The sequence below is a fragment of the Saccharopolyspora cebuensis genome, from assembly GCF_039542665.1.
GTDB classification, from domain to species: domain Bacteria; phylum Actinomycetota; class Actinomycetes; order Mycobacteriales; family Pseudonocardiaceae; genus Saccharopolyspora; species Saccharopolyspora cebuensis.
In genome coordinates, this window is the sequence record NZ_BAABII010000002.1 from 52,668 (window position 1) to 78,612 (window position 25,945).

Consider the following 25,945-nt stretch of genomic DNA (forward strand, 5'->3'; position numbering starts at 1 on the left):
CCGAAATACGCTGTGCGGTCATGGACGCCCCCGCCGGACCCGGCTCGCTGCTGCTCGCCGCCACCCCGCTCGGCGATGTGCGCGACGCCTCGACGCGCTTGGTCGACGCGCTGCGCACCGCCGATGTCGTCGCCGCCGAGGACACCCGGCGGGTGCGCGCGCTGGCCACCGCGCTGGAGGTGACCCCGGCCGGGCGCGTCGTCAGCTACTACGAGGGCGTCGAGGCGGCCCGCGAGCCCCTGCTGCTGGACGCGCTGCGCGAGGGCCGCACCGTGCTGCTGGTCACCGACGCCGGGATGCCCAGCGTGTCCGACCCCGGGTACCGGCTGGTGTCGGCGTGCATCGCCGAGGCGCTGCCGGTGACCTGCCTGCCCGGTCCGTCGGCGGTGACCACCGCGCTGGCGGTGTCCGGGCTGCCGTCGGACCGCTTCTGCTTCGACGGGTTCCCGCCGCGCAAGTCGGGGGAGCGGCGCCGCTGGTACGGGCGGCTGGTCGCCGAGCAGCGGACCTGCGTGTACTTCGAGGCGCCGCACCGGCTGGCCGACTCGCTGGCCGACGCGGTGCGGGTCCTCGGCGGCGAGCGGCGGGCGGCGGTGTGCCGGGAGCTGACCAAGACCTACGAGGAGGTGCGGCGCGGCCCGCTCGCGGAGCTGGCGGACTGGGCGGCCGAGGGGGTGCGCGGCGAGATCACCGTGGTCCTCGACGGCGCGGCCGAGGCGGCCCCCGCCGACCCGGCGGAGCTGGTCGGGCAGGTCGAGCAGCGCGCCGCCGCCGGGGTCCGGCTCAAGGACGCCGTCGCCGAGGTCGCCGAACTCGCCGGGGTCCGCAAGAAGGAGCTCTACGACGCGGTCCTCACCGCAAGAGCCACGTCCGAGTGAGCCGACACCCGGTCAGGGGCACTTGACGCTCATCCGGGTGCCCCTCACTCACCACCCTTCCGGGTGAAACGGGTGTCGCCGACCCGGGCGCCATCCCATCGGGTGTCACCCGTTGTCGACGTAGGTGAGGGGCCCCCTTGTCCGAGTTACTTGGGCAAGGGGGCCCCTCGCTCTGCTCACGACCGGGAGAGCAGGTCGAGGAGCGGGGCTGCCTTGGTGCGGACCTCCTGCCATTCCCGGTCAGCGTCGGAGTCCGCCGTGATGCCGCCGCCGACGCCCAGGTGGAACACGCCGTCCGGGGCGAGTTCGAGGGTGCGGATGGCGACGTTGAGCTCCAGCCCGGCGGCGGGGGAGACCATGCCGATCGCGCCGCAGTAGACCCCGCGCGGGTGCTCCTCCAGCTCGGCGATCAGCTCCAGCGCGCGGACCTTCGGGGCACCGGTGACCGAGGCGGGCGGGAAGGTCGCCGCCAGCAGCGCCGAGTCCGGCAGACCCGGCGGCAGCTCGGCGACCACGTCCGAGACCAGGTGCCAGACGCCGGGGTGCGGCTGCACGTCCAGCAGCGCGGGCACCGACACCGAGCCCACCTCGGCGACCCGGCCGAGGTCGTTGCGCGCCATGTCGACGATCATCACGTTCTCCGCGACGTCCTTGACCGAGGCGCGCAGCCGCTCGGCGTTGCCGTCGTCGGCCGGACCCCGGCGCGGCAGGGTGCCCTTGATCGGACCGGTCCGCACCGAGCGCCCGTGCCGGGCCAGGAACAGCTCCGGCGACAGCGACACCACCGCGCCCCAGCCCCCGGCCAGGTAGGCCGCGCGGGCCGGGTGGAACCGCGCGCTCCCGGCGGCGAAGACCGCGACCGGATCACCCTCGAACGGCACCTCGAACCGGGTGCAGATGTTGGCCTGGAACACCTCGCCGGCGCCGATCTCGGCGACGCAGCCGCGCACCGCCTTGCCGTGCCGCTCCCGATCCGGCGCCCGCACCGGTCCGGCGGTCCACGGCGCGGCGGGTTCGGCGCCGCCGCGCACCAGCTCGGCCAGTTCGCTGACCAGCGCGGCGTCGGCGCCGGTCAGCGACTCGAACCACCACCGGCCCGCCGGGTCGCGGCGCAGCACGTGGTCGGTCCAGCCCCAGGCGGCGGTGGGCAGCACCCGGGGTTCGGGGTGCCGACCGGGGTCGGTGCGGCCGTAGCCGAGGTAGCCGATCCAGCCGCCGCCGACCGCGCCGGGCGGGGCGTCGACCTGGTCGAGGTCCGGCGGCGCGTCGACGTCCGGGGAGATCGGCACCGAGGGCGCCAGCACCGCCGAGCCGCCGAACCAGTCGCCGGTGAGCGCGGCGGGCGGCGGCAGGTCCCGGCGGCGCGCGCGGGCGCCCAGCGCGCGCAGCACCTCCTCGGCCGGTGCGCCACCTTCCAGGGGGACGATCTGCATGGGGTCCAGTATGTCCGCCCCGATGCGCCCGGATCCGCCGCTCGCGGGGCCGTGCGCTGCGGTGATGCCGAGAACACGGGGTCCGGGGTGATTTCCGCGACCCGACCGGCCGCGGCGGGCCGGGGACCGGCGGCACCGCGTGGGAGCGCGAACGTAGGCTGGACCCATGAGCGCCTCTGTGTTGACCGCTGTGGCCTGGCCCTACGCCAACGGCCCTCGGCACATCGGCCACGTCTCCGGTTTCGGTGTGCCCTCCGACGTCTTCTCGCGCTACCAGCGGATGGCGGGCAACCGGGTGCTCATGGTGTCGGGTACCGACGAGCACGGCACCCCGATCTCGGTGCAGGCCGAGAAGGAGGGGCTGTCCACCCGCCAGCTCGCCGACAAGTACAACCGGGTGATCACCGAGGACCTCCAGGGCCTCGGGCTGTCCTACGACCTGTTCACCCGCACCACCACCGGCAACCACTACCGGATCGTGCAGGACCTGTTCCTGGCGATGTACCGCAACGGCTACGTGGTGCCCAAGACGACCACCGGGGCGATCAGCCCGTCCACCGGCCGCACGCTGCCCGACCGCTACATCGAGGGCACCTGCCCGCTGTGCGGTTCCGACGGCGCGCGCGGTGACCAGTGCGACAACTGCGGCAACCAGCTCGACCCGGCGGACCTGATCAACCCGGTGTCCCGGGTCAACGGCGAGAAGCCGGAGTTCGTCGAGACCGAGCACCTGTTCCTCGACCTGCCCGCGTTCACCGAGGCGCTGGGCGGCTGGCTGTCCACCCGCACCGACTGGCGGCCGAACGTGCTGAAGTTCGCCACCAACCTGGTCGAGGACATGCGCCCGCGCCCGATCAGCCGCGACCTGGACTGGGGCGTGCCGATCCCGCTGGACGGCTGGCGCGATCACCCGATGAAGCGGTTCTACGTCTGGTTCGACGCGGTGATCGGCTACTTCTCGGCCAGCGTGGAGTGGGCCCGCCGCAGCGGCGACCCGGACGCCTGGAAGGAGTGGTGGACCGACCCGTCGGCCACCGGCTACTACTTCATGGGCAAGGACAACATCACCTTCCACGCCCAGATCTGGCCCGCGCTGCTGATGGGGCACAACGGGCAGGGCGACAAGGGCGGCGAGGTCGGCCCGTTCGGCGCGCTGAACCTGCCCGACGAGATCGTCTCCAGCGAGTTCCTCACCATGAGCGGCTCGAAGTTCTCCACCTCGCGCGGCACGGTGATCTACGTGCGGGACTTCCTGCGCGAGTTCGGCCCGGACGCGCTGCGCTACTTCATCTCGGTGGCGGGCCCGGAGAACCAGGACACCGACTTCACCTGGGACGAGTTCGTCCGCCGGATCAACTTCGAGCTGGCCAACGAGTGGGGCAACCTGGTCAACCGGTCGATCTCGATGGCGGCCAAGAACAACGGTGCGATCCCCGCGCCGACCGCGCCCGCCCCCGCCGACGAGGAGCTCAAGGCCCTGTCCCGGGGCGCGTTCGACGTGGTCGGCGGGCACCTGCGGCGGTCCCGGTTCAAGCAGGCCGCGCAGGAGGCGATGCGGGTCGTCTCGGCGGCCAACAAGTACCTGTCCGACCAGGAGCCGTGGAAGCTCAAGGAGGACCCGGACCGCCGGGACGCCGTGCTGCACACCGCGTTGCAGGTGGTCTCCGACTCCAACGCGCTGCTGACCCCGTTCCTGCCGCACTCGGCGCAGCGGGTGCACGAGCTGCTCGGCGGCACCGGCACCTGGTCGGCGCAGCCGGAGATCCGCGAGGTGTCCGATCTGGACGATCCGGCGATCGAATACCCGGTGCTCATGGGCGATTACGCCGCGGAGCAGGCGGTGTGGCGGTCGGTGGACGTCGAGGTGGGCCGCCCGCTGAGCAAGCCGAGCCCGGTGTTCTCCAAGCTCGACCCGGCGCTCGGCGAGACCGGCCCGGAGTGGGCGCCGATCGAGGGCTGAGGCGTGGGCAAGAAGGAACTGCCGCCGGTGCCCGAGGCGCTGCCCGTCCCGGCGGTCGACGCGCACACGCACCTGGACGCCTGCGGGGCCACCGACGCCGACTCGGTGCGCGCCATCGTCGACCGCGCCGAGGCGGCCGGGGTCGGCCGGGTGGTCACGGTGGCCGACGACCTCGACTCGGCGCGCTGGGCGGTGCGGGCGGCCGACTGGGACGAGCGGGTCTTCGCGGCGGTCGCGCTGCACCCGACCCGGACCAAGGACTTCGACGGCGCCGACCGGGCGGTGCTGGCGGAACTGGTGGAGCACCCGAGGGTGGTCGCGGTCGGCGAGACCGGGCTGGACTACTACTGGGACTTCTCGCCGCCGGAGCCGCAGCAGGAGGCGTTCCGCTGGCACATCGACCTGGCCAAGCGCAGCGGGAAGCCGCTGATGATCCACGACCGGGACGCCCACCAGGACGTGCTGCGGATCCTGGCCGAGGAGGGCGCGCCGGAGACCGTGGTGTTCCACTGCTTCTCCGGGGACGAGGAGTTCGCCCGCGCCTGCGTGGCCGAGGGCTACGTGCTGTCCTTCGCGGGCACCGCGACCTTCCGCAACGCCGCGGGGGTCCGCGCGGCGGCGGCGGTGGTGCCGGTGGAGCAGATGCTGGTGGAGACCGACGCGCCGTTCCTCACCCCGCACCCGCACCGCGGGCGGCCGAACGAGCCGTACTGCGTCAATTACACCCTGCGGAACCTCGCGGAACTCCGCGGTGTGAGCCTCGAAGAACTGACCGTGGCGACGTCCGCCACGGCCGAGCGAGTGTTCCGCCTCGATCAGGTGTCCCCCAAGGCCGCCTGAGATCACCGAGCGCTCTCTGGTAGCGCGGTCGGCGCGGGGCCGGTTTGCGGCTGCCGGAGCCGTCGGCGACCGTCCCTGGCGACAGCCGGGACGCGGGACGCGACCCCGAACTCCACCCCCGTGGAGGTCCTGCCGCCCGGAGGTACGGCAGTCAGGACGACGATGATCCCTCGTGTTCGACGGTCCGCCGCCGCGGCCGCGCTGCTGGTGTGCGCCGGCACCGCCACCGCCACCACCGCCCAGGCCCAGGCCCCCGCTCCCGACCGCGTCTGGGACCGGCTCGCCGAGTGCGAATCCGGTGGCCGCTGGGCGCTCGACTCCGGCAACGGCTACTACGGCGGCCTCCAGTTCAGCCGCGGCACCTGGTCCGCCTACGGCGGCGCGGAGCACGCGCACTACCCGCACCGCGCCACCCGCCAGCAGCAGATCGCCATCGCGGAGCGGCTGCTGGGCGCGGAAGGCGGTTACGGCGCCTGGCCCGCGTGCGCGCGGGAACTCGGATTGCCGCGCTGACGGATGTGATGTTCACCGCTCGGTAGTGTCGATGATCACGCTGCGCAGTCGGCGCCGACCGGCCCGCGCGCTCCGGGCGCGCGGGCCGGATGTCGTCCACGAGCAGCAACGCCGCCACCGCGGAATGGGCCGTTCGCGGGCCCGCGGCAGCTCGGAACGGCCGAATCCGGCGTCGTGCCACCAATGGAGCAACCGTCCGATTCGCGGTGACCGAACGTGGTGAGTTGCTCGGCATTCGCGGGTAACTCACGTCACAGCCCTGATCGGGGGCCTTGGCTCCGCCCGTTTGATCACGCTAGAGTCTCGGCCTCGTAACCGATGACAAGCCAGTCACGGGAACGCCCGCTAGTCGCCGCTGGTGTACGTCGGGGAAGTGGACCGGGGCAACGGAGCTCCGCGGTCCGCTAGGACGGCGCCGGCTACGGGAGTCGGATGCAGACGCGAAGCACGAAGGTTCCGTGCCGCGCGGAAGTGGAGGGACGTGCGCGACAACAGTGCGCCCGCCCCCTCCGCCGATCAACGCGCGGACACGACTTCCGCCTTCGGGAGGTAACGACCCTGTGAACGGACTCGGCGAGCCCAGTCATGCCGGCCGGGGCGCGCACCGCGCCCCCAGCGACGGCTACTGGACCGATCCCTTCGACGCGGCCACCGATTGGTTCACGCCGGTGCGCGAGCCCGAACCCCGCACCGCGGTGGGGCTCATGGAGCGCCCGGAGACCGACGACACCGCGTTCCACGACTTCTCCGGCGGGTTCTCCGGTGACCTGACCGGCGAGTTCCCCGCGACGGACTTCTCCACCCTGCCGCCGGGCGCGCTGGACATCACGCCCGACGACATCTACGAAGCGCTCGGCCCGGACGCCGAGGACATGCTGGCCACGGCCGAGGTCGACGTCGACGAGGTCATCCGGCTGATCAACGCCGAGACCGTCGTGCTCCCGCCGCTGGTGCTGCCGGAGGCCGAGGGCGAGGAGCAGCTCGCCGAGCCGGAGCTCGTCGAGGCCGTCACCACCTGGAAGCGCCGCTTCCTCAAGGGCGCCGTCGCGGGCGTGCTGCTCACGCTGACCAGCACCGGTGGTGCCGCCGCCGCGATGGACAAGTCCGTCACCGTCGAGGTCGACGGCAAGGAGCGGACGGTCAGCACCTACGAGGGCACCGTCGGCGAGGTGCTGGCCGACGAGGGCATCGAGGTCGGCAAGCACGACGCGCTGAGCCCCTCGCCGCAGGCCGAGGTCGGCCACGGCGACACCATCACCCTCGACCGGGGGCGCCAGCTCACGCTCACCGTCGACGGCGAGCAGCGCCAGGAATGGGTCCGGTCGGTCACCGTCGACCAGGCGTTGCGCCAGCTCGGCGTGCCCACCGACGGCTCCTGGATCTCCGCGCGCGGCTCGATGGCGGTGCCCGCCGACGGCATGGAGCTGGTGGTCAAGACCGCCAAGCAGATCACCATCCTCGACGGGGCGAACCAGCCGCGGCAGTTGACCACCACCGCCGTGACCGTCGACGAGCTGGCCCGCGAGCAGAACCTCAAGATCGGGCCGGACGACCGGATCACCCCCGGCGGCGACCAGAAGATCACCGACGGCGCCGAGATCCGCATCGACCGGATGGGCAGCGCGGTCGTCAACGTGACCGTCCCGATCCCGCCGCCGGTCGAGGAGATCGTCGACAACTCGATGCTCAAGGGCGAGGAGCGGGTCGAGAAGCCCGGCTCGCCCGGCGAGAAGGTCGTGTTCACCCGCGAGACCAGCCGCAACGGCGAGGTGGTCGACCGCGAGGTGGTCGGCGAGCGGATCATCAAGGAGGCCGAGCCCCGGGTCGTCCGGGTCGGCGGCAAGGAACCGCCGAACAGCGGCGTGTGGGACAAGCTGGCCGAGTGCGAGTCGGGCGGCAACTGGTCGATCAACACCGGCAACGGCTACTACGGCGGACTCCAGTTCAACAAGTCCACCTGGGACGCCTACGGCGGCGACCAGTACGCGCAGTACCCGCACCAGGCCAGCCGCGAGCAGCAGATCGCCGTGGCCTCCAAGATGCGCGACGCGCGCGGGGGCTACGGGGCCTGGCCAAGCTGCTCCGGCCAGCTTGGTTTGTAGGGGTATTTTTCTCATCTTGCGGAGCGGTGCGGGTGGCGGAACCTCAGCGGCCTTCTCGCTCCGGGCGCCCTTCTTGATGTATTCCGATACACGGCATCAGGGCGTCCTCGCGAGAAGACCGCTGAGAACCCGCGGCGGTGCCAGTTGCTTAGGTGGGGTGAAGCGGAAGCGGCTTCGCCGCTTGCCTGACGGTGGTGCAGACCCGCGTGTGCGTTCGCCGGAAGCGGCTTCGCCGCTTGCTTGACGGTGGTTGCGGCGTGTTCGGCGTGCACCGTCCCACCGCATCGTCCGGGTGAGTTTTCGTGAGTGAGGGGCACCCTTGCCCCAGTAACTTGGGCAAGGGTGCCCCTCACTCATGTCTCGAACGGGTGAGGGGCGTTCGGCTCGGGGCTCCGGTGCGGTAGCGGGCCGCTGCGGCACCCGCACCGCTTCGCGAAGCGGCCATCGCACCTTCCACCGCGTGGTCCCGGGGGTTGGTGGGTTGCTGGGTCCGGGTACGTTCTCCGGGTGGACCAGCAGGCGGCGCTGCTCGGCCCGGCCGACGTGCGTCGGCTGGCCGGCGAACTCGGCATCCGGCCGACCAAGAAGCTCGGGCAGAACTTCGTGCACGACCCGAACACGGTGCGGCGGATCGTCGCCGCGGCCGGGCTCGGTGCCGAGGACGTCGTGCTGGAGGTCGGTCCCGGGCTCGGTTCGCTGACGCTGGGGCTGCTGCCCGCGGTCCGCGCCGTCACCGCGGTGGAGATCGACCCGGTGCTCGCCGAGCGGTTGCCGCGCACGGTCGGCGAGCAGGCCCCGGCGCTGGCCGACCGGCTGCGGGTGCTGCGGGCGGACGCGCTGAAGGTGCGCGCCGACGACTTCGCCGAACCGCCGACGGCCCTGGTGGCGAACCTGCCCTACAACGTGGCGGTGCCGGTGGTGCTGCACCTGCTGGCCGAGCTGCCGGAGCTGCGGCGCGGGCTGGTGATGGTGCAGTCCGAGGTGGCCGACCGGATGGCCGCCGATCCCGGCAGCCGGGTCTACGGCGTGCCGAGCGTCAAGGCGGCGTGGTTCGCCGACGTGCGCCGCGCGGGTCCGGTCCCCCGATCGGTGTTCTGGCCGGTACCCAATGTGGACTCCGGGTTGGTGTCGTTCGAGCGGGTCGAGCCGCCGTCGCCGATCCCCCGCGAGGAGGTCTTCCGCGTGGTCGACGCGGCGTTCGCCCAGCGGCGCAAGACGTTGCGCGCGGCGCTGTCCGGCTGGGCCGGATCGGCGCCCCGGGCGGAGGAGCTGCTGCGCGCCGCGGGGGTCGACCCGGCCGCCCGCGGGGAGCAGTTGCGGATCGGCGACTTCGTGCGGATCGTCGAAGCGACCCGCATCTGATCACTCGTTCAGCGGTGTGCACCGGGCAGCAGATCCATTACGCGGAGTGAGTGACAACGCTGGTTCGAGCGGAAAAATTCCCGCTCGAACCGGGATGTGATTCTGTCGACGATTTCGGATAGTGACCGATATCAACTTGCCCTCGGCTCCACCGATGGGTTCTACTATTCGGGAAATCCATCCCGAGCGGCCGAGAGACCTGGCTCGTCGAAGCCGCAGCAACCACCCCGATGGGGCAGGTGCTAACGCCAGGACCGATGGAGCCATCGTGCTGAACCTGGTCTCGCCAAGCCTGCCCGCCGCCCTGAGCCCGGCCCGGCGGTCGCGATCCCGGCGCGCCCACATCCGGATGCTGCTGACCCAGCGCCGCGTCATCGACCACGGGCGCCGCACCACCAGCGCCTGTCGTCGCGAGATGTGACCCAGCGCAAGTCTTCTCGTCCTTCCCCGCTCGTTGCCGCGTGCGACGTGAGCTGATGTGGAGTCGAATCGTGATCACTGTCGAGAACCTCACCAAGTCCTTCCAGCACAACGGGGGCACCGTCCGGGCCCTCGACGGCGTGTCCATGGAGGTGCCGTCCGGGGCGGTGTGCGGCGTCGTCGGTGCCAGCGGCGCGGGCAAGTCGACCCTGGCGCGGTGCATCGCGCTGCTGGAGAAGCCCGACTCGGGCGCCATCCGGGTCGAGGGCACCGATCTCGTCGCGCTGGACGGCAAGGCGCTGCGCGCCGCCCGCCGCCAGATCGGCGTGGTGCCGCAGGGCGATTCGCTGCTGCGCCAGCGCACCGCGGCGGGCAACATCGCGCTGCCGCTGGAGGCCGCCGCGGTCTCCGGGCCGCAGCGCCGCACCCGCGTCGCCGAGCTGCTGGACCTGGTCGGGCTCAGCGACAAGGCAGGCGTCTACCCCGACCAGCTCTCCGGCGGGCAGCGCCAGCGCATCGCGGTGGCCCGCGCGCTGGCCGCCAAGCCCTCGGTGCTGCTGGCCGACGAACCGACCTCGGCGCTGGACCCGTCCACCACCGATTCGGTGCTCGCGGTCCTGGACCGGGCGCGCTCCGAGCTGGGCGTCACGGTGCTCGTGGTGACCCACGACATGGCCGTGGTGCGCCGGATCGCCGACGACGTCGCGGTGCTGGAGGACGGTCGCGTGGTCGAGCACGGCAAGGTGCTGGACCTGGTCTCCGAGCCCGGCAGCCGGATCAGCTCCTCGCTGCTGCCGGAGACCGACCAGGCCGGTTCCCTCAAGCCCGGGTCCGGGCACGACGTGGTGGCCGAGGTCGTGCTGGTCGGCTTCGCCGCGGTCGGCGCCCTGCTGCCCGAGGCGTCCAGCCGGTTCGGTGTCGAGCTGTCGATCCTCGGCGGCGGCCTGACCCGGCTCGGCGACACCCCGGTCGCCAAGTTCAAGGTCGGCCTGACCGGCGAGCGCGCCGAGCAGGCCCTGAAGTGGATGGTGGAGCGCGATGCGCACGTGCGCCGCGCCCCCGTGAGCGTTGACGGAGTTGCTGCGGCGTGAGTGATGCGACCCCCTGGTCGGAGGTCCTGGAAGTCCTGGGTGGAGCGACGGTCGAAACGCTCTACATGGTGGCGGTCTCGACGGTGCTGGCGGTGCTCGGCGGACTGCCGCTGGGCGTGCTGCTGCACCTGACCTCACCGGTCGGGCTGAACCCGAAGCCCGGGCTGTACCGGGTGCTCGGCGTGATCGTCGACGTCGTCCGGTCGGTGCCGTTCGTGGTGCTGCTGGTGGTGCTGGCCTCGTTCACCCGGCTGCTGATCGGCACCTCGATCGGCAGCACGGCGGTGATCGTGCCGCTGACCATCGGGGCCGTCCCGTTCTTCGCCCGGTTGACCCAGAACGCGGTGCGCGAGGTGAGCTTCACCGCGGTCGAGGCGGCGGTGACCACCGGCGCGGGCCGGTTGCGGATCGTGTGGACCGTCCTGCTCGGCGAGGCCCGGGCCGCGCTGGTCGGCGCGGTCGGGGTCACCGCCGTGGCGCTGATCGGCTACGCCGCGATGGCCGGCGCCATCGGCGGCGGCGGGCTGGGCACCACCGCGATCCAGGACGGCTACCAGGGCTTCGACGACCGCCTCCTCTGGGGCTCGGTCGTGGTCCTCGGGGTGCTCGCCTTCGCGATGCAGCGCGCCACCGACATCACCGCCAAGGCCGTCGACCGCAGGCGCACCGCCATCGGCTGAGCGCGCGGTCACCCGCGGGGCGCGGCCGGTGATCCCGGCCCGCCCCGAACTCCCGAACCCGGAAGGACAACCCTGATGCGTGTACGACTCGCCGCCCTGGTGGCCGGTTCGGCCCTGGCCCTGACCGCGTGCGGGGGCGGCGGCACCGAGGCCGCCGAGGACCCCAACGCCCCGCTGAAGGTCGGCGTCAGCCCGACGCCGCACGGCGAGATCCTGGAGTACGTGGACGACAACCTCGCCCAGCAGGCCGGGATCGACCTGGAGATCGAGCAGTTCAACGACTACATCCGCCCCAACGAGGCGCTGCAGCACGGCGAGCTGGACGCGAACTACTTCCAGCACCAGCCGTACCTGGAGAACTACCAGGCGCAGCACGGCGGGACGGAGCTGGTGTGGGTGGAGCCGGTCCACCTGGAGCCGCTGGCGATGTACTCCAAGAACCACGACACCCCGGAGCAGATCCCGAACGGCTCGGTGATCACCCTGCCCAACGACCCGGCCAACCAGTTCCGGGCGCTGAAGCTGCTGGAGAACGCGGGCCTGCTCACCCTGAAGCCGGAGGCCGCGGTGGGCACCCGGCTGGCCGAGGCGGTCGCGGACAACCCGCGGCAGCTCCAGCTCAAGGACCTCTCGCCGGACCAGCTCCCGCGCACCGTCGAGGACTCCGCCGCCGCCGTGGTCAACGGCAACTACGCGGTCAAGGCGGGGTTGCAGGACCCGGTCTTCGTGGAGTCGGCGGAGGGCAGCCCGTACGCCAACGGCCTGGTGACCAGCCCGCGGATGGCCGAGGACCCGCGGATCGCCAAGCTCGCCGAGCTGCTGCGGTCGCCGGAGGTCGAGCAGTTCATCGACCAGGAGTACGGCGGCGTGGCGGTCGTCCCCGCCCGCTGATCGGCCGGGAACGCACCCCGGCGGCCCCCTCGCGAGGATGCCCGGAGCGAGGGGGCCGCTGCGGTCCGGCCACCGGCACCGCGCCCGTTGTCCACTGAGTCGGCGCCGGGCTGGCCCGGACACGTACGCTGCAAGGGTGCTCTCCGTGGTCCCAACACCCATCACCGTCCGAGTCCCGGCCAAGGTGAACCTGCACCTGGCGGTCGGTGACGCCCGGCCGGACGGCTACCACGAGCTGGTCACCGTCTTCCAGGCGTTGTCGCTGACCGACGAGGTCACCGTCGTCCCCGCGGACGAACCGACGATCGAAGTGCACGGGGAGGGCGCTGATTCGGTGCCCACCGGTCCGAGCAACCTGGCCTGGAAGGCGGTCCGGTTGCTCGCCGAGCGCAGCGACCGCGATCCGGAGGAGCCCGGCGTCGCGCTGACGATCAACAAGGGCATCCCGGTGGCCGGTGGCATGGCGGGGGGCAGCGCCGACGCCGCCGCGACCCTGCTGGCGCTCAACGCGGTGTGGCGCCTGGAGATGGGGCGCGACGAGCTCGGCGCGCTGGCCGCCGAGCTGGGCAGCGACGTGCCGTTCTCCTTGCAGGGCGGCACCGCGCTGGGCACCGGGCGCGGGGAGCGGCTGGTCCCGGTGTTGGCCCGGCACACCTTCCACTGGGTGATCGCGCTGGACAAGCGCGGGCTGGAGACCCCCGCCGTCTACGGCGAGCTGGACCGGCTGCGCGGCGAGTCCGGCCAGAGCCGGGTCGGCGAGGTGGAGCCGCTGCTGGAGGCGCTGGCCTCCGGTGATCCCCGGCAGCTCGCCCTGCTGCTGGGCAACGACCTGCAGGCCTCGGCGGTGTCGCTGCGCCCGGGACTGCGCCGCACGCTGCGCGCCGGGGTGCAGGCCGGTGCGCTGGCCGGGATCGTGTCCGGTTCCGGCCCGACCTGCGCGTTCCTGTGCACCGACGGGGAGGCCGCGGTCCGGGTGGCCGCCGAGCTCTCCGGCGCCGGGGTGTGCCGGACCGTGCGGGTGGCGCAGGGGCCGGTGCCCGGCGCCCGCGTGGTCTCCGACGACCGCGCCGACAAGCCGACACCGCCCCAGGTGCACGCCTGACCGCACCGCTCCGGGAGCGCGGACCCGTCCGGGGTCCGCGCCGGCAGCGGTGCGCCCTGGAAGAACCCTCAGCGATGGAGAGAACGACCCCGCGATGGCGAATCTGATCAATCTGGAGTCGGTGAGCAAGAGCTACGGCGTCCGGCCGCTGCTGGACGCCGTCTCGCTGGGCGTCGGCGAAGGGGACCGCATCGGGGTCGTCGGGCTCAACGGCGGCGGCAAGACGACGCTGCTGGAGGTGCTGTCCGGGCTGGAGCAACCGGACACCGGCCGGGTCAGCCACTCCCGCGACCTGCGGATGGCGGTGGTGACCCAGCGCACCGAGCTCCCCGACGGCGCCACGGTGCGCAACGCCGTGCTCGACCCGCACGGCTTCGCCGCCGAGCACGAGTGGGCCGCCGACCCGAAGGTGCGCAACGTCCTCGACGGCCTCGGGATGACCCGGCTGGGGCTGGACACGCCGGTCGCCGACTTCTCCGGCGGGGAGCGGCGCCGGGTCGCGCTGGCCGCCGCGCTGGTGCGCGACCTGGACCTGCTGGTGCTCGACGAGCCCACCAACCACCTGGACGTGGAGGGCGTCCGCTGGCTGGCCGATCACCTGCTGGAACGCCGCTGCGCGCTGGTGATCGTCACCCACGACCGGTGGTTCCTGGACACCGTCTGCAACCGCACCTGGGAGGTCACCCGGGGGCAGGTCGAGCAGTACGAGGGCGGCTACGCGGACTGGATCTTCGCCCGCGCCGAGCGCGCGCGGCTGGCCCAGCAGGCCGAGGAGAAGCGGCAGAACCTGGCCCGCAAGGAGCTGGCCTGGTTGCAGCGCGGCGCCAAGGCGCGGACCTCCAAACCGCGCTTCCGGATCGAGGCGGCCGAGGCCCTGATCGCCGACGTCCCGCCGCCCCGCGACACCGTGGAGCTGGTGTCGTTCGCCAGGCGCCGGCTCGGCAAGACGGTGCTGGAACTCGAGAACGTCGACCTGTCGGTGGCCGGGCGGACGCTGCTGCGCGACCTCACCTGGCGGATCGGGCCGGGGGACCGCATCGGTCTGGTCGGCGTCAACGGTTCCGGCAAGACCACGCTGCTCAGGCTGCTGGCGGGGGAGCGGGCGCCGGACGCCGGGCGGCGCATCGAGGGCAAGACCGTGCGGCTGGCGCACCTCACCCAGGAACTGCACGACCTGCCGGGCGACTGGCGGGTGCTGGAGGCGATCGAGGACGTCGCCGAGCGCACCACCCTCGGCAAGTACGAGCTGACCGCGTCGCAGCTCGGCGAGCGCTTCGGCTTCGGCAAGGGCAGGCAGTGGACCCCGGTCGGCGACCTCTCCGGCGGTGAGCGGCGCCGGTTGCAGCTCGCCCGGCTGCTCATGGGCGAGCCCAACGTGCTGGTGCTCGACGAACCGACCAACGACCTCGACATCGACACCCTCCAGCAGCTCGAAGACCTGCTGGACGGCTGGGCCGGAACCTTGGTGGTCGTCTCCCACGACCGCTACCTGGTGGAGCGGATCTGCGACAGCGTGTACGCGCTGTTCGGCGACGGCGGGCTCACCCACCTGCCCGGCGGCATCGACGAGTACCTCCAGCGGCGGCACTCGCTGCTCGCGGCCGAGGCATCCTCGGGCAAGCAGGCCTCCGACGCGGTCAAGCCCACCGGACTGTCCGGCGCCGAGGAACACGCCGCGCGCAAGGAGCTGGCCCGCTGCGAACGGCGGCTGGACAAGCTCGCCGAACGCGAGCAGGAACTGCACCAGCGCCTCGCCGAGGCCGCCACCGACCCCGACCGGCTCCCCGAGCTCAACTCCCAGCTCCAAGCCCTCGGCGAGGAGAAGGACGAGGTGGAGTCGCGCTGGATGGAACTAGCGGACTCCCTCGGTTGAGGTTTTTGTGCCGTGGTCGTTTTGCGTGGCGGTGCAAGCAGCGGAACCTCAGCTGCCTTCTCGCGGTTGAAGGTGCCGTGGTCCCGTTGCTTGGCGGTGCGGGTGGCGGAACCTCAGCTGCCTTCTCGCTCCGGGCGCCCTTCTTGATGTATTCCAATTACACGGCATCAGGGCGTCCTCGCGAGAAGGCAGCTGAGAACCCGCGGCGGTGCCGGTTGCTTGGGTGGGGCAAAGCGGAAGCGGCTCGCGCCGCTTGCCTGACGGTGGTTCCGTTCCGCTCGTGCGTGCAGCGCTTCGTCTTTGACGTCCGGGTGTGTTGGGGCGTTGTTGCCCGTCCGGGTGGCTGTGATGTGAGTGAGGGGCACCCTTGTCCCAGTGTGTTGGGCAAGGGTGCCCCTCACTCGTGGTCCTGATGGGTGAAGCGCGCTGGTGCGGTCGGCGGTGGTCGTGGGCCCGGAAAAACCGTTCGAGGGGTGGGGTGGGCGGCTGGTAGCGTCGCCGTGCGAGTGATTCCGGATGAGGGAGTTCCGACGTGCTGGGAGACGACGACATCTCCGGGTGAGCCCGGACGTGTCCGGCCGCAGGCAGGCGCGCGTGGAGCGCAGCCGCCGTGGCCTCCTCACCGCACATCCCCGTTCCTCCCGGGCGGCTCCGGCGCGCCCGCATCGCACCCGAGGGCTCTCGCATGTCCGATGTCATCTGCTCGAACCTCTTCTTCTCCTGGCCCGACGACACCCCCGTCTTCGACGACCTGACCTTCACCGCGGGCGTCGGCCGCACCGGCCTGGTGGCGCCCAACGGTGCCGGGAAAACCACGCTGCTCAAGCTGATCGCCGGGGAGCTCCGGCCCCGGGGCGGGTCGGTGTCGGCGACCGGTGTGGTCGGCTACCTGCCGCAGACCCTGCCGTTCGACGGCGATCTCACCGTCGCCGAGGCGCTGGGCATCGCCCCGGTGCTCCGCGCGCTGCACGCGGTCGAATCCGGTGACGTCGCCGAGGAGCACTTCACCGCGATCGGCAACGACTGGGACGTCGAGGAGCGCACCCGCGCCCAGCTCGACCGGCTCGGCCTCGGCGACGTCGAGCCGACCCGGCGGCTCGACACCCTCAGCGGCGGCCAAGTCGTCTCGCTCGGGCTCGCCGCGCAGTTGCTCAAGCGGCCCGACGTGCTGCTGCTCGACGAGCCGACCAACAACCTCGACCGGGACGCCCGGCGCAGGCTGCACGCGGCGCTCGACGACTGGACCGGCTGCCTGCTCGTGGTCAGCCACGACCGCGAGCTGCTGGACCGGGTGGACCGCATCGCCGAGCTCTCCCGCGACGGCGTCCGCACCTACGGCGGGAACTTCACCGAGTACCAGGAGGCCGTGCGCGCGGAGCGGGAGGTGGTCGAGAAGAACCTCCGCAACGCCGAGCAGGACCTCAAGCGGGAGAAGCGGGAGCGGCAGCAGGCCCGCGAGCGGGCCCAGCGGCGGTCCGGCACGGCGGCGCGCAACATCGCCAGCGCCGGGCTGCCCAAGATCGTCGCCGGCGCCATGAAGCGGCGCGCCCAGGAGTCGGCGGGCAAGGCCGACGACGTGCACTCGGCGCGGGTCGCCGATGCCCAGGCGCGGCGGGACGAGGCGGACCGGGCGGCGCGGGAGGACGACCGGCTCGCGCTGGAGCTGCCCCGGACCCGGGTCCCGGCGGGGCGCACGGTGTTCCTCGGCGAGGACCTGCGCCTCCGCGGCGGCGGGCGCGACCTGCTCACCGGCGACCTGGCGATCCGGGGCCCGGAGCGGATCGCGCTCACCGGCCCGAACGGCGCGGGGAAGTCGACCCTGCTCCGGCTGATCGGCGGGCAGCGCGAGCCGGAGGAGGGGGCGGTGACCCGCGTCGACGGCCGGATCGCGTCGCTGTCGCAGCGCCTCGACCTGCTCGACCCGGGCCGCACCGTCGCGGAGAACCTGGACGCCGCGGCCCCGGAGCTGGACGCCACGCGGCGGCGGCACCTGCTCGCCCGGTTCCTGTTCCGCGGGGACCGGATCCACCTGCCGGTCGGCGTGCTCTCCGGCGGCGAACGGCTGCGGGCGACCCTCGCCTGCGTCCTGCACGCCGAACCCGCGCCGCAACTGCTGCTGCTGGACGAGCCGACGAACAACCTCGACCTGGTCAGCGTCGGTCAGCTGGAGAGCGCGCTCAACGCCTACGAGGGCGCCTTCGTCGTGGTCAGCCACGACGAGCGCTTCCTCGCCGGGATCGGCATCACCCGCCGCCTGCACCTCGCCGACGGCCACCTCCACGAGGCGGGGTGATCCGAGTGCGGGGCACCTTCGACTTGCCCGGATGAAGGTGCCCCGCACTCCGCAGCCTCCCGGTGAGCTCCTCCGTTCGTGTGCTTCTTGGCGGAGCGCGCCAGAAAGCGCCCCGTGCTCAGCAGACTCGGCTGCGGCGGAACGGGAAGCACCTGCGGGCGCCACCGCGGGAAGGAAGGCCCATGACAGGCTTCAACGTTGACCCGGAATCCATCGACGGCAACTCGCACCTGCTCACCGAACTGGCCGGTCTGCTCCACGAGGGAAGGCTGGACGGTGATCTCGCCACGATGTCGAGAGCGCCTCGGGCGCATCCCGACGTCGGGAAGCAGGTAGCGGAGTTCGCCACTTTCGCCAACGACCAGCACCGCGACCTGGTCGCACTGCTGGGCGCATTGGCCACCAAGCTCAAGGCCGTCGGTGAAGAGCACGTCACCGTGGACGGCACCGTGCGGGACGAACTGGCCCGCTTCCTGTCCGAAGGTTCGTTCGTACCACCCGGAAAGCGGTGACCGGAGATGGCCTACTACGCGGACGTCGAGTTCCTGAGCGAAGTCGTGCCGCCGATGGTGGAGCGCAACGCCGACGAGTTCAAACGGATCCACGACCTGCTCGAATCGATCAAGCCTTCGGTGCGCCGCGCGAAGGAGGACACGGAGTGGGACGGCGCGGGCCGCGACCAGTACGACGCCCGCCTCGGCGACGTCAGCGGCTTGGTCGAGGCGCTGAGCGCCGGGTTCGCGACCGCTCGCCAGGCGTTGGCCGGTTACGCGCCGGAGCTCGCCAAGGCGAAGCGGCTCGTCGAGGAAGGCCAGGCCACCGAGCAGAAGTTGGCCGCCGAGATCGGCAAGGTCGCGCAGGCGATCAGCCGGACGGCCCAGGAAGCCGAGCCGATGCGCCAATGGGAGGACATCCGCGCCACCACGGGTGTCTTCGACTGGATCGCCGAACTCGGCATGGATGTGGACTCGATCCGGGACAACGCCGAGCGGTTCTACGAACAGACCAAGGGCAAGTTCGAAGAAGCCAGGACGACCGAGGATTTCGCTCGGAAGACCTGCCTCACCGCGCTCAAGGAGGCTTACGGGCAGCTGCCCGACTTCCGCGCGAACGCCAAGGACGCGGCGGCGATCATCGAGGGCGTCGGCGACATCGCGGCGGAGGCGGAACAGGCGCGCGGCGATGAGAACGTGGCACTACCCGGCAGCGGTCCGAAGACCGACGTGGAGCCGTTCGACCCGAACGCGGCCCAATCTCCGACGCTCAAGCGGTTCCAGGAGATCGCCGCAGGTATGCCGGAAATGGAGAATACGCCGTACATCAGCAACTTCGACGATCGGGCGGGCTGGATCAGCGACAACAAGGAGGCGATCCGCACCGCCGCGGAAGAAGCGGGCCTCCCGCCCGAGCTCGTCGCCGGGATCGCCTGGCAGGAGGTCGGCGGGAAGGGGCGGATCTGGGACGACGTGGTCCAAGGCATCCGGGACGCGGCGGATTCGGGGGGCAGCCCGATCGCCCCGGAGAATCTGCCGGGCAGGGCGGGCGGGGAGCCGGACGAGGTGTCCTACGGCGCGCTCTCCATCCAGGTCCGGCGCGCTGCGGAGGTGTTGGGTTACGACCCGGAGAACCTGTCCGACGACCAGCGCGAAGAAGTCGTCACCGCTGCGGAGAACCCGAAGACGAACCTCCTGATCAGCGCCCAGCACCTCGCCGACATCAAGGCCCGGACCGATTTCGCCGACGTCCCGCCCGATCAGATGACACCGGAGCACTACGCCGAGATCGGTGCTCGATACAACGGCGGACCGAACTGGGCAACGAACCCGGACGCGCAGGCCTACGGGCAGACCCTGAACGAGAACATGCCGAAGGCGAACGAGGCGATGAGGTAGCCGATGGACCGACCTGGAAGAGGTGCGGTGGCCGCACCCCGCTCCAAGCCCCGCTTGGTCGCTGCGGTGCTCAGCGGGGTGCTGTGCGCTGCCGTGGACCTGGTCGCGCTGTTCGCGGTGGTCTCGGCGTTCACCATGAGGCCGGACGGCGGGTGGGACGAGGACGTGCTGACCGCGATCGAGGTGAGCGCGTTGACCGGCGGAGTGCTCGCGGTGCTCGGGGTGGTGCCCGCCGGGCTGGCGGTGGCCCTGCGCTGGCTGCGCTGGTGGTGGCTGCTCCCGCCTGCCGTGCTGCTGCTCGCCGCGATCGCCCGGTTCTCGTGGTCCGCCCTCACCTACCCCACCGGATAGTGCGCACTACCCGTTCGGAAGGAGGTGCGGGTCCCCGTGCCCGAATTGCCGCCCTCGGCCGTCCGGACGCCGACGCCGTCTGCTCCCCCGACGGCCGGGACGTGGTGCTCGGGGAGTGCGGCCACACGGCGTGGAGCCCGCACCGGGTCCCGTTCCCGGACGCGCGCTGGCCGGTGTGCGCCGAATGCCTGCGTACCGCCAGGTCGCGCGCCTCGTGTTGCCGGGATGGTCGGTCGGCGGCTCCGGAAGACCGTGCTCAGCGCGCTGCTGACGCACTGGCGGCCCGGTCCCATCACCCGCCGCCTGCACCTCGCCGACGGCCACCTCCACGAGGCGGGGTGGTCCGAGCGCATCTCGGCGCCTGCCGGAAGCCGCCCGGCCGGACAAGACTCGTCCTCGGCGGCTCGCCTCCCTAGCCTGATCATCGAGCGCGGGATCGCGCCGGTCGGGGAGGTGGAGCGTGGTCGAAGGCAAGGTGCGCGTGCCGGGCGGGGAGGTCTGGTACCGCCGGATGGGCGGTGGCGGCGTGCCGCTCCTGCTCGTCCACGGTGGACCAGGCTATCCGAGCGATCCGCTGTTCGAGGCGTTCGAGCCGCTCGCGCGGGAGCGCGAGGTCATCTGGTACGACCAGCTCGGGGTGGGGCGCTCCGACCCGATCGACGAGCCCTCGCAGCTGGTGGTGGATCGCTTCCTCGACGAGCTCGGCGCGGTGGTCGACGGCCTGGGCCTGGACCGCCCGCACGTCTACGGCCACTCCTGGGGAGCCATGCTCGGTCTCCAGTTCGCCGCGCAGCGGTCGCCCGACTGGACGAGCCTCGTCTGCGCCAACGGCGTGGCGAGCGTGCCCCGGTTCCAGCGGGAGGTCCGCGACCTGCTGGCCGCGCTGCCGGGCGAGGTGCTGGACCGCACCTTCGGCCGGGAACTGCGCGGGGCGACCGACGACCCGGATTACCGGGTCGCGCAGGAGGAGTACCTGCGCGCCTGCGTCGTGCGCACCGCCGCCGTGCACCTCGACCCGGCGCGCATGAGCGCGACGACGTTCCGGACGCTGGTCGGGCACGCGGACTACCACGTCACGGGGTCCCTCCGGGACTGGGACGTCTTCGACGAACTCGACCGGATCCGGGTGCCCACCCTGGTGCTCGGCGGGGAATTCGACGAATGCGTTCCCGCCCACCTCGCCGACATCGCCCGCCGGATCCCGGACGCCGAGCACGTCACGCAGCCCGGCGCGGCCCACATGGGCTACCTCGAAGCCGAACCGCTGCGCGGCGAGTACCTCGCGATCATCCGCGACTACCTGGCGCGGATCGAATCCCGCCCGTGAGCGCCGGGGCCGCGACACCACCACGCCGCCCGAACCCCTCAGAACCGGAACCCACCCGCCGCGTCACCCGTCCGTGAAGTGAGTGAGGGGCACCCTTGCCCAAGTAACTCGGACAAGGGTGCCCCTCACCTATGACGATTTCGGGTGACGTGCGGGGTTCGGGGTGACGCGCGGGGTGATCCGCTGGCGGACGCGCCCGGGTCGGCGGCGCCGCCCCCACTGGGCAGGGGGGCTCGTCGGCTAGCGGAGCGAGTTCTCCGGCACGCCGCCCGTCCCGCCGTGCGGTGACCCCGCGGCCCCATCGGCGGAACTCGGGGAGCGCGTTCTCGACGGACTGCGTCGACCCCGACCTCCGCATCATCCTGACGGGTGGACTTTGCGCGCTTAAGCTGCCCGTATGAGTCGGTTCGTGGATGCCCTGGTGGCGACGGCGCTCGACAACGCCGGGGACGGCGCACGCGGCATCACCACCGGTGAGCCGGACCGGCCGGTGCGCCGCACCTGGGGCCGGGTGCACGCCGAGGCGCTGCGGCTGGCCGGAGCGCTCGGCGACGACCTCCGCCCCGGCGCCTCGGTCGCGATCCTGGCCGCCGACCCCGCGCTGATCGCCACCGCCGTGCAGGCCACCTGGCTCGGCGGTGGCAGCGTCACGATGCTGCACCAGCCCACCGCCCGCACCGACCTCGGGCAGTGGGCCGAGGACACCGTCCGCACCCTGCGCATGATCGACGCGCACCTGGTGCTGCTCGGACCGCCGTTCGACGAGCTGGCCGGGGTGCTCGACGAGCACGGCATCGCCCACCGCGACCTCGCCGCGCTGGCCGCCACCGACGCCACACCGCTGCCCCGGGCGGTGCCGGTCGACGAGGACGCCACCGCGCTGCTCCAGCTCACCAGCGGCTCCACCGCCGCTCCCAAGGCGGTCCGGATCACCCACGGCAACCTGCACGCGAACATGCGCGCGATGGTCGAGTCCGCCGCGCTGGACCCGGCCGGCGACGTGATGGTCTCCTGGCTGCCGCTGTTCCACGACATGGGCATGGTCGGGCTGCTGACGGTGCCGATGGCCACCGGGATCGAGGTCGTCAAGGTCACCCCGGCGGACTTCCTGGCCCGGCCGCTGCTGTGGCCGGAGCTGATCAGCCGCTACGGCGGCACCATCACCGCGGCGCCGAACTTCGCCTACGCCGTAGTCGGGCGTCGGCTCGGGAACGCCGAGGACGGCGCGTTCGACCTGAGCACGATGCGGTTCGCGCTCAACGGCGCGGAACCCATCGACCCCGACGCGGTGCGCGGGTTCACCGAGGCGGGCGCCCGGTTCGGACTGCGGGAGTCCTGCGTGGTGGCGGCCTTCGGGATGGCCGAGGCGACGCTGGCGGTGTCCATCGCGCCCCGGGACCGGGGCTTGGAGGTCGACGTCGTGGACCCCGACGAGCTCGGGCGCGGCCGGGCCGAACCGGCGAGCACCGGCCGGTCCCGGGAGTTCGCGCTGCTCGGTGCGCCGCTGCCCGGGCTGGAGGTGGAGGTGGTCGACGACGCGGGCACCCGGCTCGGCGAGCGCGGCGTGGGGCGGCTGCGGGTCCGGGGCGCGGCGGTCACCCCCGGCTACCTCGCGGTGGACGGGCCGCGCGCCGCCCAGGACGAGGCGGGCTGGCTGGACACCGGCGACGAGGGCTACCTGGTCGACGGGCAGGTGGTGATCTGCGGTCGCCGCAAGGACGTGATCATCATGGGCGGGCGCAACCTGTACCCGGTGGACGTCGAACGCGCGGTCGGCGAGGTCGAGGGCGTGCGGCCCGGCAACGCCGCCGCGGTCCGGCTCGACGCGGGCAGCCGCCGCGAGCGCTTCGCGGTGGTGCTGGAATCGAAGCTGGCCGGCGACGTCGACGCCGAGCAGCGGCTGCGCAAGGAGGTCGCCGCGCGGGTGGTGGACGCCGTGGGCGTGCGACCGTTCGCGGTGGTGGTGCTGGCCCCGGGCACGCTGCCGAAGACGCCCTCGGGCAAGCTCCAGCGGGCCGCCACCGCCGCGCACGTGGGCTCAGTGGAATGAGTTCTGCGCCGACTCCAGACCGTCGGTGACCAGCGCCTCGGTGGCGTCGGCGCAGCGGTCGACGAAGTAGGCCAGCTCCTTGCGCTCGGCGCCGGAGAAGTCCTTGAGCACGTAGTCGGCGGGGTCCATCCGGCCCGGCGGGCGGTCGATGCCGAACCGCACCCGCAGGTAGTCCTTGGTGGCCAGCGACTTGCTGATGGACCGCAGCCCGTTGTGGCCGTTGTCCCCGCCACCGCGCTTGAGCCGGATCGTGCCGTACGGCAGGTCCAGCTCGTCGTGCACGACCACCACCGAATCCGGGGTGGTCTTGAAGAACTTGGCGGCGCCGGACACCGGGCCGCCGGAGAGGTTCATGTACGAGCGGGGCTTGAGCAGCACCACCCGCCGGTCCCGCAGCCGTCCCTCGACGATCTCGCCGCCGGACTTGTGCGCCTTGAACGAGCCGCCGATCCGGTCGGCGAGCTCGTCGGCGACCAGGAAGCCGACGTTGTGCCGGTTGCCCGCGTAGCGCGGGCCGGGGTTGCCGAGTCCGACGATGAGCGCCGGTGCGTCCGGGCTGGTCACGACGTCTCCTGGTGGCTCGTGGGCGGGCCGCCGCGCCGCCCCGCCGGGAAGCGGGACGGCGCGTGCCGCGCCCGACGCTGGGTCAGCTCTGCTCGGACTCCTCGGCGGCCTCCTCGGCCTGCGCCTCGGCCTCCGCCTCGTCCATCGGGGCCGACGCCTCGACGACGTTGACCACCAGGGTGTCCGGGTCGGACTGCATGGTCACGCCGCGGGGCAGCACGATGTCGGAGGCGTGGAACTGCGTGCCGACCTCGGCGCCCTCGATGGAGAGCTCGAACTGCTCGGGGATGTGCAGCGCCTCGGCCTCGACCTCGATCTCGGTGGTCTCCTGGCTGACGACGGTGCCGGGGCCCGCGGTGCCGGTGATGGCCAGCGGCACCTGCACGGTGACCTTCTCGCCGCGCTTGACCAGCAGCAGGTCCACGTGCTCGATGTAGGACTTGATCGGGTGGGTGGTGATCGTCTTGGTCAGCGCCAGCTCGTTGGAGCCGTCGGCGACCTCCAGGGTCAGCACCGCGTTGTGCCCGTTGTCGCGGACGGCGCGGGCGAACTCCACGGCGGGCAGCGACAGGTGCTTCGGGTCGGAGCCGTGGCCGTACAGGACCGCGGGGATCTTGCCGGCACGGCGGGTGCGGCGGGCCGCACCCTTGCCGAACTCGGTGCGCTGTTCGACGGAAAGACGTACCTCGGACACGGTGGTGCACTCCTCGTGGCGTCGGGCGGAACGTGACTAGGTCGCTGGCCTCCGGCGGCGGGGGCGCGCAGCAGGCGTGAGGACGACTCGGTGCCGGAAAGAGCGGCACACCGGTGGCGGCAGAAGGCCGACCCGGGGTCGGCTGCGCCCAGCCACCACGTCGATCACGCCGGGCGAACGACCCGACCTCGCCGAGGCAACCAGAACAGTTTAAACGGTCGCCACCGGGACGTGTCCGCACGGGTTGCCTCCGGCCGGACGCGACGTCACGGTTTGATCGCGCGCCCGCTGGATTCCGTCCACCCGAGGTTAGGTTCCCGGCATGTCTGCAGACGCCAAGCCCGAGGACGTCGCCGTCCCCGAGGCCACCTGGAAGGCCCGGCTCAAGCAGGTCGGACCGGGCGTGATGGCCGCGGCGACCGGGGTCGGCGCCGGTGATCTGGTGGCCACCATGGTCGCGGGGTCGCGCTACGGCTACGCGCTGTTCTGGGCGGTCGTGCTCGGCGCGGTGTTCAAGCTCGCCCTCGGCGAGGCGGTGGGGCGCTGGCACCTGGCCTCGCACCGCACCATGCTCCAGGGCTGGCGGACGCTGGGCCGCTGGGCCACGACCTACTTCGGCATCTACATCGTCATCTGGGGCTTCATCTACGGCGCCACCGCGATGTCGGCCTCCGCGCTGCCGCTGAACGCGCTGTTCCCGGTGCTGCCGGTCTCCGGCTGGGGGATCGTGTGCGGGCTGCTGGGCCTCGCGCTGGTCTGGTTCGGCCGGTACCGGCTGCTGGAGAAGCTGATGACGGTGCTGGTCGGGATCATGTTCGTGACCGTGGTCGGCACCGCGATCCTGGTCGGCCCGAACCTGCCCGCGCTGGGCGCCGGGCTGGTGCCGAGCCTGCCGGACGGTTCGGTGGCCTACGTGCTGGGCCTGATGGGCGGCGTCGGCGGCACCATCACGATGGCCGCCTACGGCTACTGGACCTTCGCCAAGGGCTGGCGCTCGCCGAAGTGGCTGCCCTTCATGCGCACCGACAACGCCGTCGGCTACATCACCACCGCCATCTTCGTGGCCGCGATGCTGGTGGTCGGCGCCGGGATGCTGCGCGGGGCCAACCTCACGGCCGGGGACACCGGCCTGCTCCAGCTCGGCGACGCGCTCGCCACCGACTACGGGCAGTGGGCGCGCATCCCGTTCCTGGTCGGCTTCTTCGCCGTCGCGTTCACCTCGGTGATCGGGGTGTGGAACGGTGTCAGCCTGCTGTTCGCCGACTGGTGGCGGACCTGGCGGATGCCGAAGTCGGCGCCACCGGAGACGGCCGCGGACTACGACCACGCGGCGGGGGAGAAGTCCCCGGCGTACCGGTTCTACCTGCTGTGGTTGACCTTCCCGCCGATGCTGCTGCTGTTCCTCGGCAAGCCGTTCCAGATCACCATCGTCTACGGGGTGCTGGGCGCGCTGTTCATGCCGTTCCTGGCGGGGACCTTGCTGTGGCTGCTCAACTCGAAGACGATGATGCCCGCCGAGCACCGCTCGCGCTGGGTGTCCAACACCGCCCTGGGGCTGTGCCTGCTGCTGTTCGTCGGCGTCGCGGCGAACGAGCTCATCGACGTCCTGGGGTGATGTGCGGCACACCC

General features: G+C 72.3%; 22 protein-coding genes and 1 riboswitch. Of the genes, 19 read left to right on the plus strand and 3 right to left on the minus strand.

What is annotated here, in order from left to right; all coding sequences use genetic code 11:
• Nucleotides 1-20 precede the first annotated feature (20 nt).
• Complete coding sequence (gene rsmI / locus ABD976_RS01505; RefSeq protein ID WP_345355851.1) at nucleotides 21-878, plus strand: 16S rRNA (cytidine(1402)-2'-O)-methyltransferase; 858 nt, start codon at nucleotides 21-23, stop codon at nucleotides 876-878.
• Between the two features lie 176 nt (nucleotides 879-1,054).
• Here rsmI and ABD976_RS01510 read toward each other — a convergent pair whose 3' ends face one another.
• Nucleotides 1,055-2,311 carry an aminodeoxychorismate synthase component I gene (locus ABD976_RS01510; RefSeq protein WP_345355854.1) on the minus strand — a complete coding sequence of 419 codons (1,257 nt, stop codon included), beginning with the start codon at nucleotides 2,309-2,311 and terminating at the stop codon, nucleotides 1,055-1,057.
• 166 nt (nucleotides 2,312-2,477) lie between these two features.
• On the opposite strand from ABD976_RS01510, the gene metG reads away from it, so the two are divergent.
• The 17 genes from metG (at nucleotide 2,478) to ABD976_RS01595 (ending at nucleotide 23,058) form a co-directional block, all read left to right on the plus strand.
• The gene (gene metG, locus ABD976_RS01515) at nucleotides 2,478-4,271 is read left to right on the plus strand and encodes a methionine--tRNA ligase (protein WP_345355857.1); all 1,794 of its coding nucleotides are present in this window, start codon (nucleotides 2,478-2,480) and stop codon (nucleotides 4,269-4,271) included.
• Nucleotides 4,272-4,274: 3 nt separating this feature from the next.
• The gene (locus tag ABD976_RS01520) at nucleotides 4,275-5,111 is read left to right on the plus strand and encodes a TatD family hydrolase (RefSeq protein WP_345355860.1); all 837 of its coding nucleotides are present in this window, start codon (nucleotides 4,275-4,277) and stop codon (nucleotides 5,109-5,111) included.
• 162 nt (nucleotides 5,112-5,273) lie between these two features.
• Nucleotides 5,274-5,624, plus strand: a complete 351-nt coding sequence (locus ABD976_RS01525) for a transglycosylase family protein (protein ID WP_425570063.1) — start codon at nucleotides 5,274-5,276, stop codon at nucleotides 5,622-5,624.
• A 560-nt stretch (nucleotides 5,625-6,184) separates the two neighbouring features.
• Nucleotides 6,185-7,726, plus strand: a complete 1,542-nt coding sequence (locus ABD976_RS01530; protein ID WP_345355863.1) for a resuscitation-promoting factor — start codon at nucleotides 6,185-6,187, stop codon at nucleotides 7,724-7,726.
• Between the two features lie 507 nt (nucleotides 7,727-8,233).
• Entirely contained in the window at nucleotides 8,234-9,088 is an 855-nt protein-coding gene (gene rsmA, locus ABD976_RS01535; RefSeq protein ID WP_345355866.1) for a 16S rRNA (adenine(1518)-N(6)/adenine(1519)-N(6))-dimethyltransferase RsmA, read from the plus strand.
• Nucleotides 9,089-9,262: 174 nt separating this feature from the next.
• Nucleotides 9,263-9,352: riboswitch (SAM riboswitch) on the plus strand.
• Nucleotides 9,353-9,356: 4 nt separating this feature from the next.
• Nucleotides 9,357-9,509: a hypothetical protein gene (locus ABD976_RS01540; protein ID WP_345355869.1), complete on the plus strand. Its 153-nt coding sequence runs from the start codon at nucleotides 9,357-9,359 to the stop codon at nucleotides 9,507-9,509.
• Nucleotides 9,510-9,579: 70 nt separating this feature from the next.
• Nucleotides 9,580-10,599 carry a methionine ABC transporter ATP-binding protein gene (locus ABD976_RS01545; RefSeq protein ID WP_345355872.1) on the plus strand — a complete coding sequence of 340 codons (1,020 nt, stop codon included), beginning with the start codon at nucleotides 9,580-9,582 and terminating at the stop codon, nucleotides 10,597-10,599.
• Complete coding sequence (locus tag ABD976_RS01550) at nucleotides 10,596-11,279, plus strand: methionine ABC transporter permease (RefSeq protein ID WP_345355875.1); 684 nt, start codon at nucleotides 10,596-10,598, stop codon at nucleotides 11,277-11,279. Before ABD976_RS01545 ends, ABD976_RS01550 begins: the two co-directional genes overlap by 4 nt.
• Nucleotides 11,280-11,354: 75 nt before the next feature.
• Nucleotides 11,355-12,170, plus strand: a complete 816-nt coding sequence (locus ABD976_RS01555) for a MetQ/NlpA family ABC transporter substrate-binding protein (RefSeq protein WP_345355878.1) — start codon at nucleotides 11,355-11,357, stop codon at nucleotides 12,168-12,170.
• Between the two features lie 145 nt (nucleotides 12,171-12,315).
• Entirely contained in the window at nucleotides 12,316-13,272 is a 957-nt protein-coding gene (locus tag ABD976_RS01560) for a 4-(cytidine 5'-diphospho)-2-C-methyl-D-erythritol kinase (RefSeq protein ID WP_345356456.1), read from the plus strand.
• 94 nt (nucleotides 13,273-13,366) lie between these two features.
• Nucleotides 13,367-15,145 (plus strand): ABC-F family ATP-binding cassette domain-containing protein, encoded by a 1,779-nt coding sequence (locus ABD976_RS01565; RefSeq protein ID WP_345355881.1) that lies wholly within the window; start codon nucleotides 13,367-13,369, stop codon nucleotides 15,143-15,145.
• Nucleotides 15,146-15,830: 685 nt separating this feature from the next.
• Nucleotides 15,831-17,438 (plus strand): ABC-F family ATP-binding cassette domain-containing protein, encoded by a 1,608-nt coding sequence (locus tag ABD976_RS01570; RefSeq protein ID WP_345355884.1) that lies wholly within the window; start codon nucleotides 15,831-15,833, stop codon nucleotides 17,436-17,438.
• 182 nt (nucleotides 17,439-17,620) lie between these two features.
• Entirely contained in the window at nucleotides 17,621-17,950 is a 330-nt protein-coding gene (locus ABD976_RS01575; RefSeq protein WP_345355887.1) for a hypothetical protein, read from the plus strand.
• Between the two features lie 54 nt (nucleotides 17,951-18,004).
• A complete protein-coding gene (locus tag ABD976_RS01580; RefSeq protein ID WP_345356459.1) occupies nucleotides 18,005-19,330 on the plus strand; it encodes a hypothetical protein in 1,326 nt (441 codons plus the stop codon).
• Nucleotides 19,331-19,357: 27 nt separating this feature from the next.
• Nucleotides 19,358-19,681, plus strand: coding sequence for a hypothetical protein (locus ABD976_RS01585; protein ID WP_345355890.1), 324 nt, complete (start codon nucleotides 19,358-19,360; stop codon nucleotides 19,679-19,681).
• Nucleotides 19,682-20,141: 460 nt separating this feature from the next.
• Nucleotides 20,142-21,008, plus strand: a complete 867-nt coding sequence (locus ABD976_RS01590; protein ID WP_345355893.1) for a proline iminopeptidase-family hydrolase — start codon at nucleotides 20,142-20,144, stop codon at nucleotides 21,006-21,008.
• Nucleotides 21,009-21,405: 397 nt separating this feature from the next.
• The gene (locus ABD976_RS01595) at nucleotides 21,406-23,058 is read left to right on the plus strand and encodes a fatty acyl-AMP ligase (RefSeq protein WP_345355896.1); all 1,653 of its coding nucleotides are present in this window, start codon (nucleotides 21,406-21,408) and stop codon (nucleotides 23,056-23,058) included.
• Here the strand turns inward: ABD976_RS01595 and pth are convergent.
• Nucleotides 23,047-23,622 (minus strand): aminoacyl-tRNA hydrolase, encoded by a 576-nt coding sequence (pth, locus tag ABD976_RS01600; RefSeq protein WP_345355899.1) that lies wholly within the window; start codon nucleotides 23,620-23,622, stop codon nucleotides 23,047-23,049. The genes ABD976_RS01595 and pth overlap by 12 nt on opposite strands.
• Nucleotides 23,623-23,704: 82 nt before the next feature.
• Nucleotides 23,705-24,316 carry a 50S ribosomal protein L25/general stress protein Ctc gene (locus tag ABD976_RS01605; RefSeq protein ID WP_345355902.1) on the minus strand — a complete coding sequence of 204 codons (612 nt, stop codon included), beginning with the start codon at nucleotides 24,314-24,316 and terminating at the stop codon, nucleotides 23,705-23,707.
• A gap of 322 nt (nucleotides 24,317-24,638) precedes the next feature.
• Between ABD976_RS01605 and ABD976_RS01610 the strand changes: the two genes are divergently transcribed.
• Complete coding sequence (locus tag ABD976_RS01610; RefSeq protein ID WP_345355905.1) at nucleotides 24,639-25,931, plus strand: Nramp family divalent metal transporter; 1,293 nt, start codon at nucleotides 24,639-24,641, stop codon at nucleotides 25,929-25,931.
• Nucleotides 25,932-25,945 lie beyond the last annotated feature (14 nt).

Coding starts and splice junctions, on each gene's coding strand:
- ABD976_RS01595 (WP_345355896.1), top strand. CDS start 21,406: ATGAGTCGGTTCGTGGATGCCCTGGTGGCGACGGCGCTCGACAACGCC.
- ABD976_RS01570 (WP_345355884.1), top strand. CDS start 15,831: ATGTCCGATGTCATCTGCTCGAACCTCTTCTTCTCCTGGCCCGACGAC.
- ABD976_RS01610 (WP_345355905.1), top strand. CDS start 24,639: ATGTCTGCAGACGCCAAGCCCGAGGACGTCGCCGTCCCCGAGGCCACC.
- ABD976_RS01575 (WP_345355887.1), top strand. CDS start 17,621: ATGACAGGCTTCAACGTTGACCCGGAATCCATCGACGGCAACTCGCAC.
- ABD976_RS01555 (WP_345355878.1), top strand. CDS start 11,355: ATGCGTGTACGACTCGCCGCCCTGGTGGCCGGTTCGGCCCTGGCCCTG.
- ABD976_RS01525 (WP_425570063.1), top strand. CDS start 5,274: ATGATCCCTCGTGTTCGACGGTCCGCCGCCGCGGCCGCGCTGCTGGTG.
- ABD976_RS01580 (WP_345356459.1), top strand. CDS start 18,005: ATGGTGGAGCGCAACGCCGACGAGTTCAAACGGATCCACGACCTGCTC.
- metG (WP_345355857.1), top strand. CDS start 2,478: ATGAGCGCCTCTGTGTTGACCGCTGTGGCCTGGCCCTACGCCAACGGC.
- ABD976_RS01565 (WP_345355881.1), top strand. CDS start 13,367: ATGGCGAATCTGATCAATCTGGAGTCGGTGAGCAAGAGCTACGGCGTC.
- ABD976_RS01510 (WP_345355854.1), bottom strand. CDS start 2,311: ATGCAGATCGTCCCCCTGGAAGGTGGCGCACCGGCCGAGGAGGTGCTG.
- rsmI (WP_345355851.1), top strand. CDS start 21: ATGGACGCCCCCGCCGGACCCGGCTCGCTGCTGCTCGCCGCCACCCCG.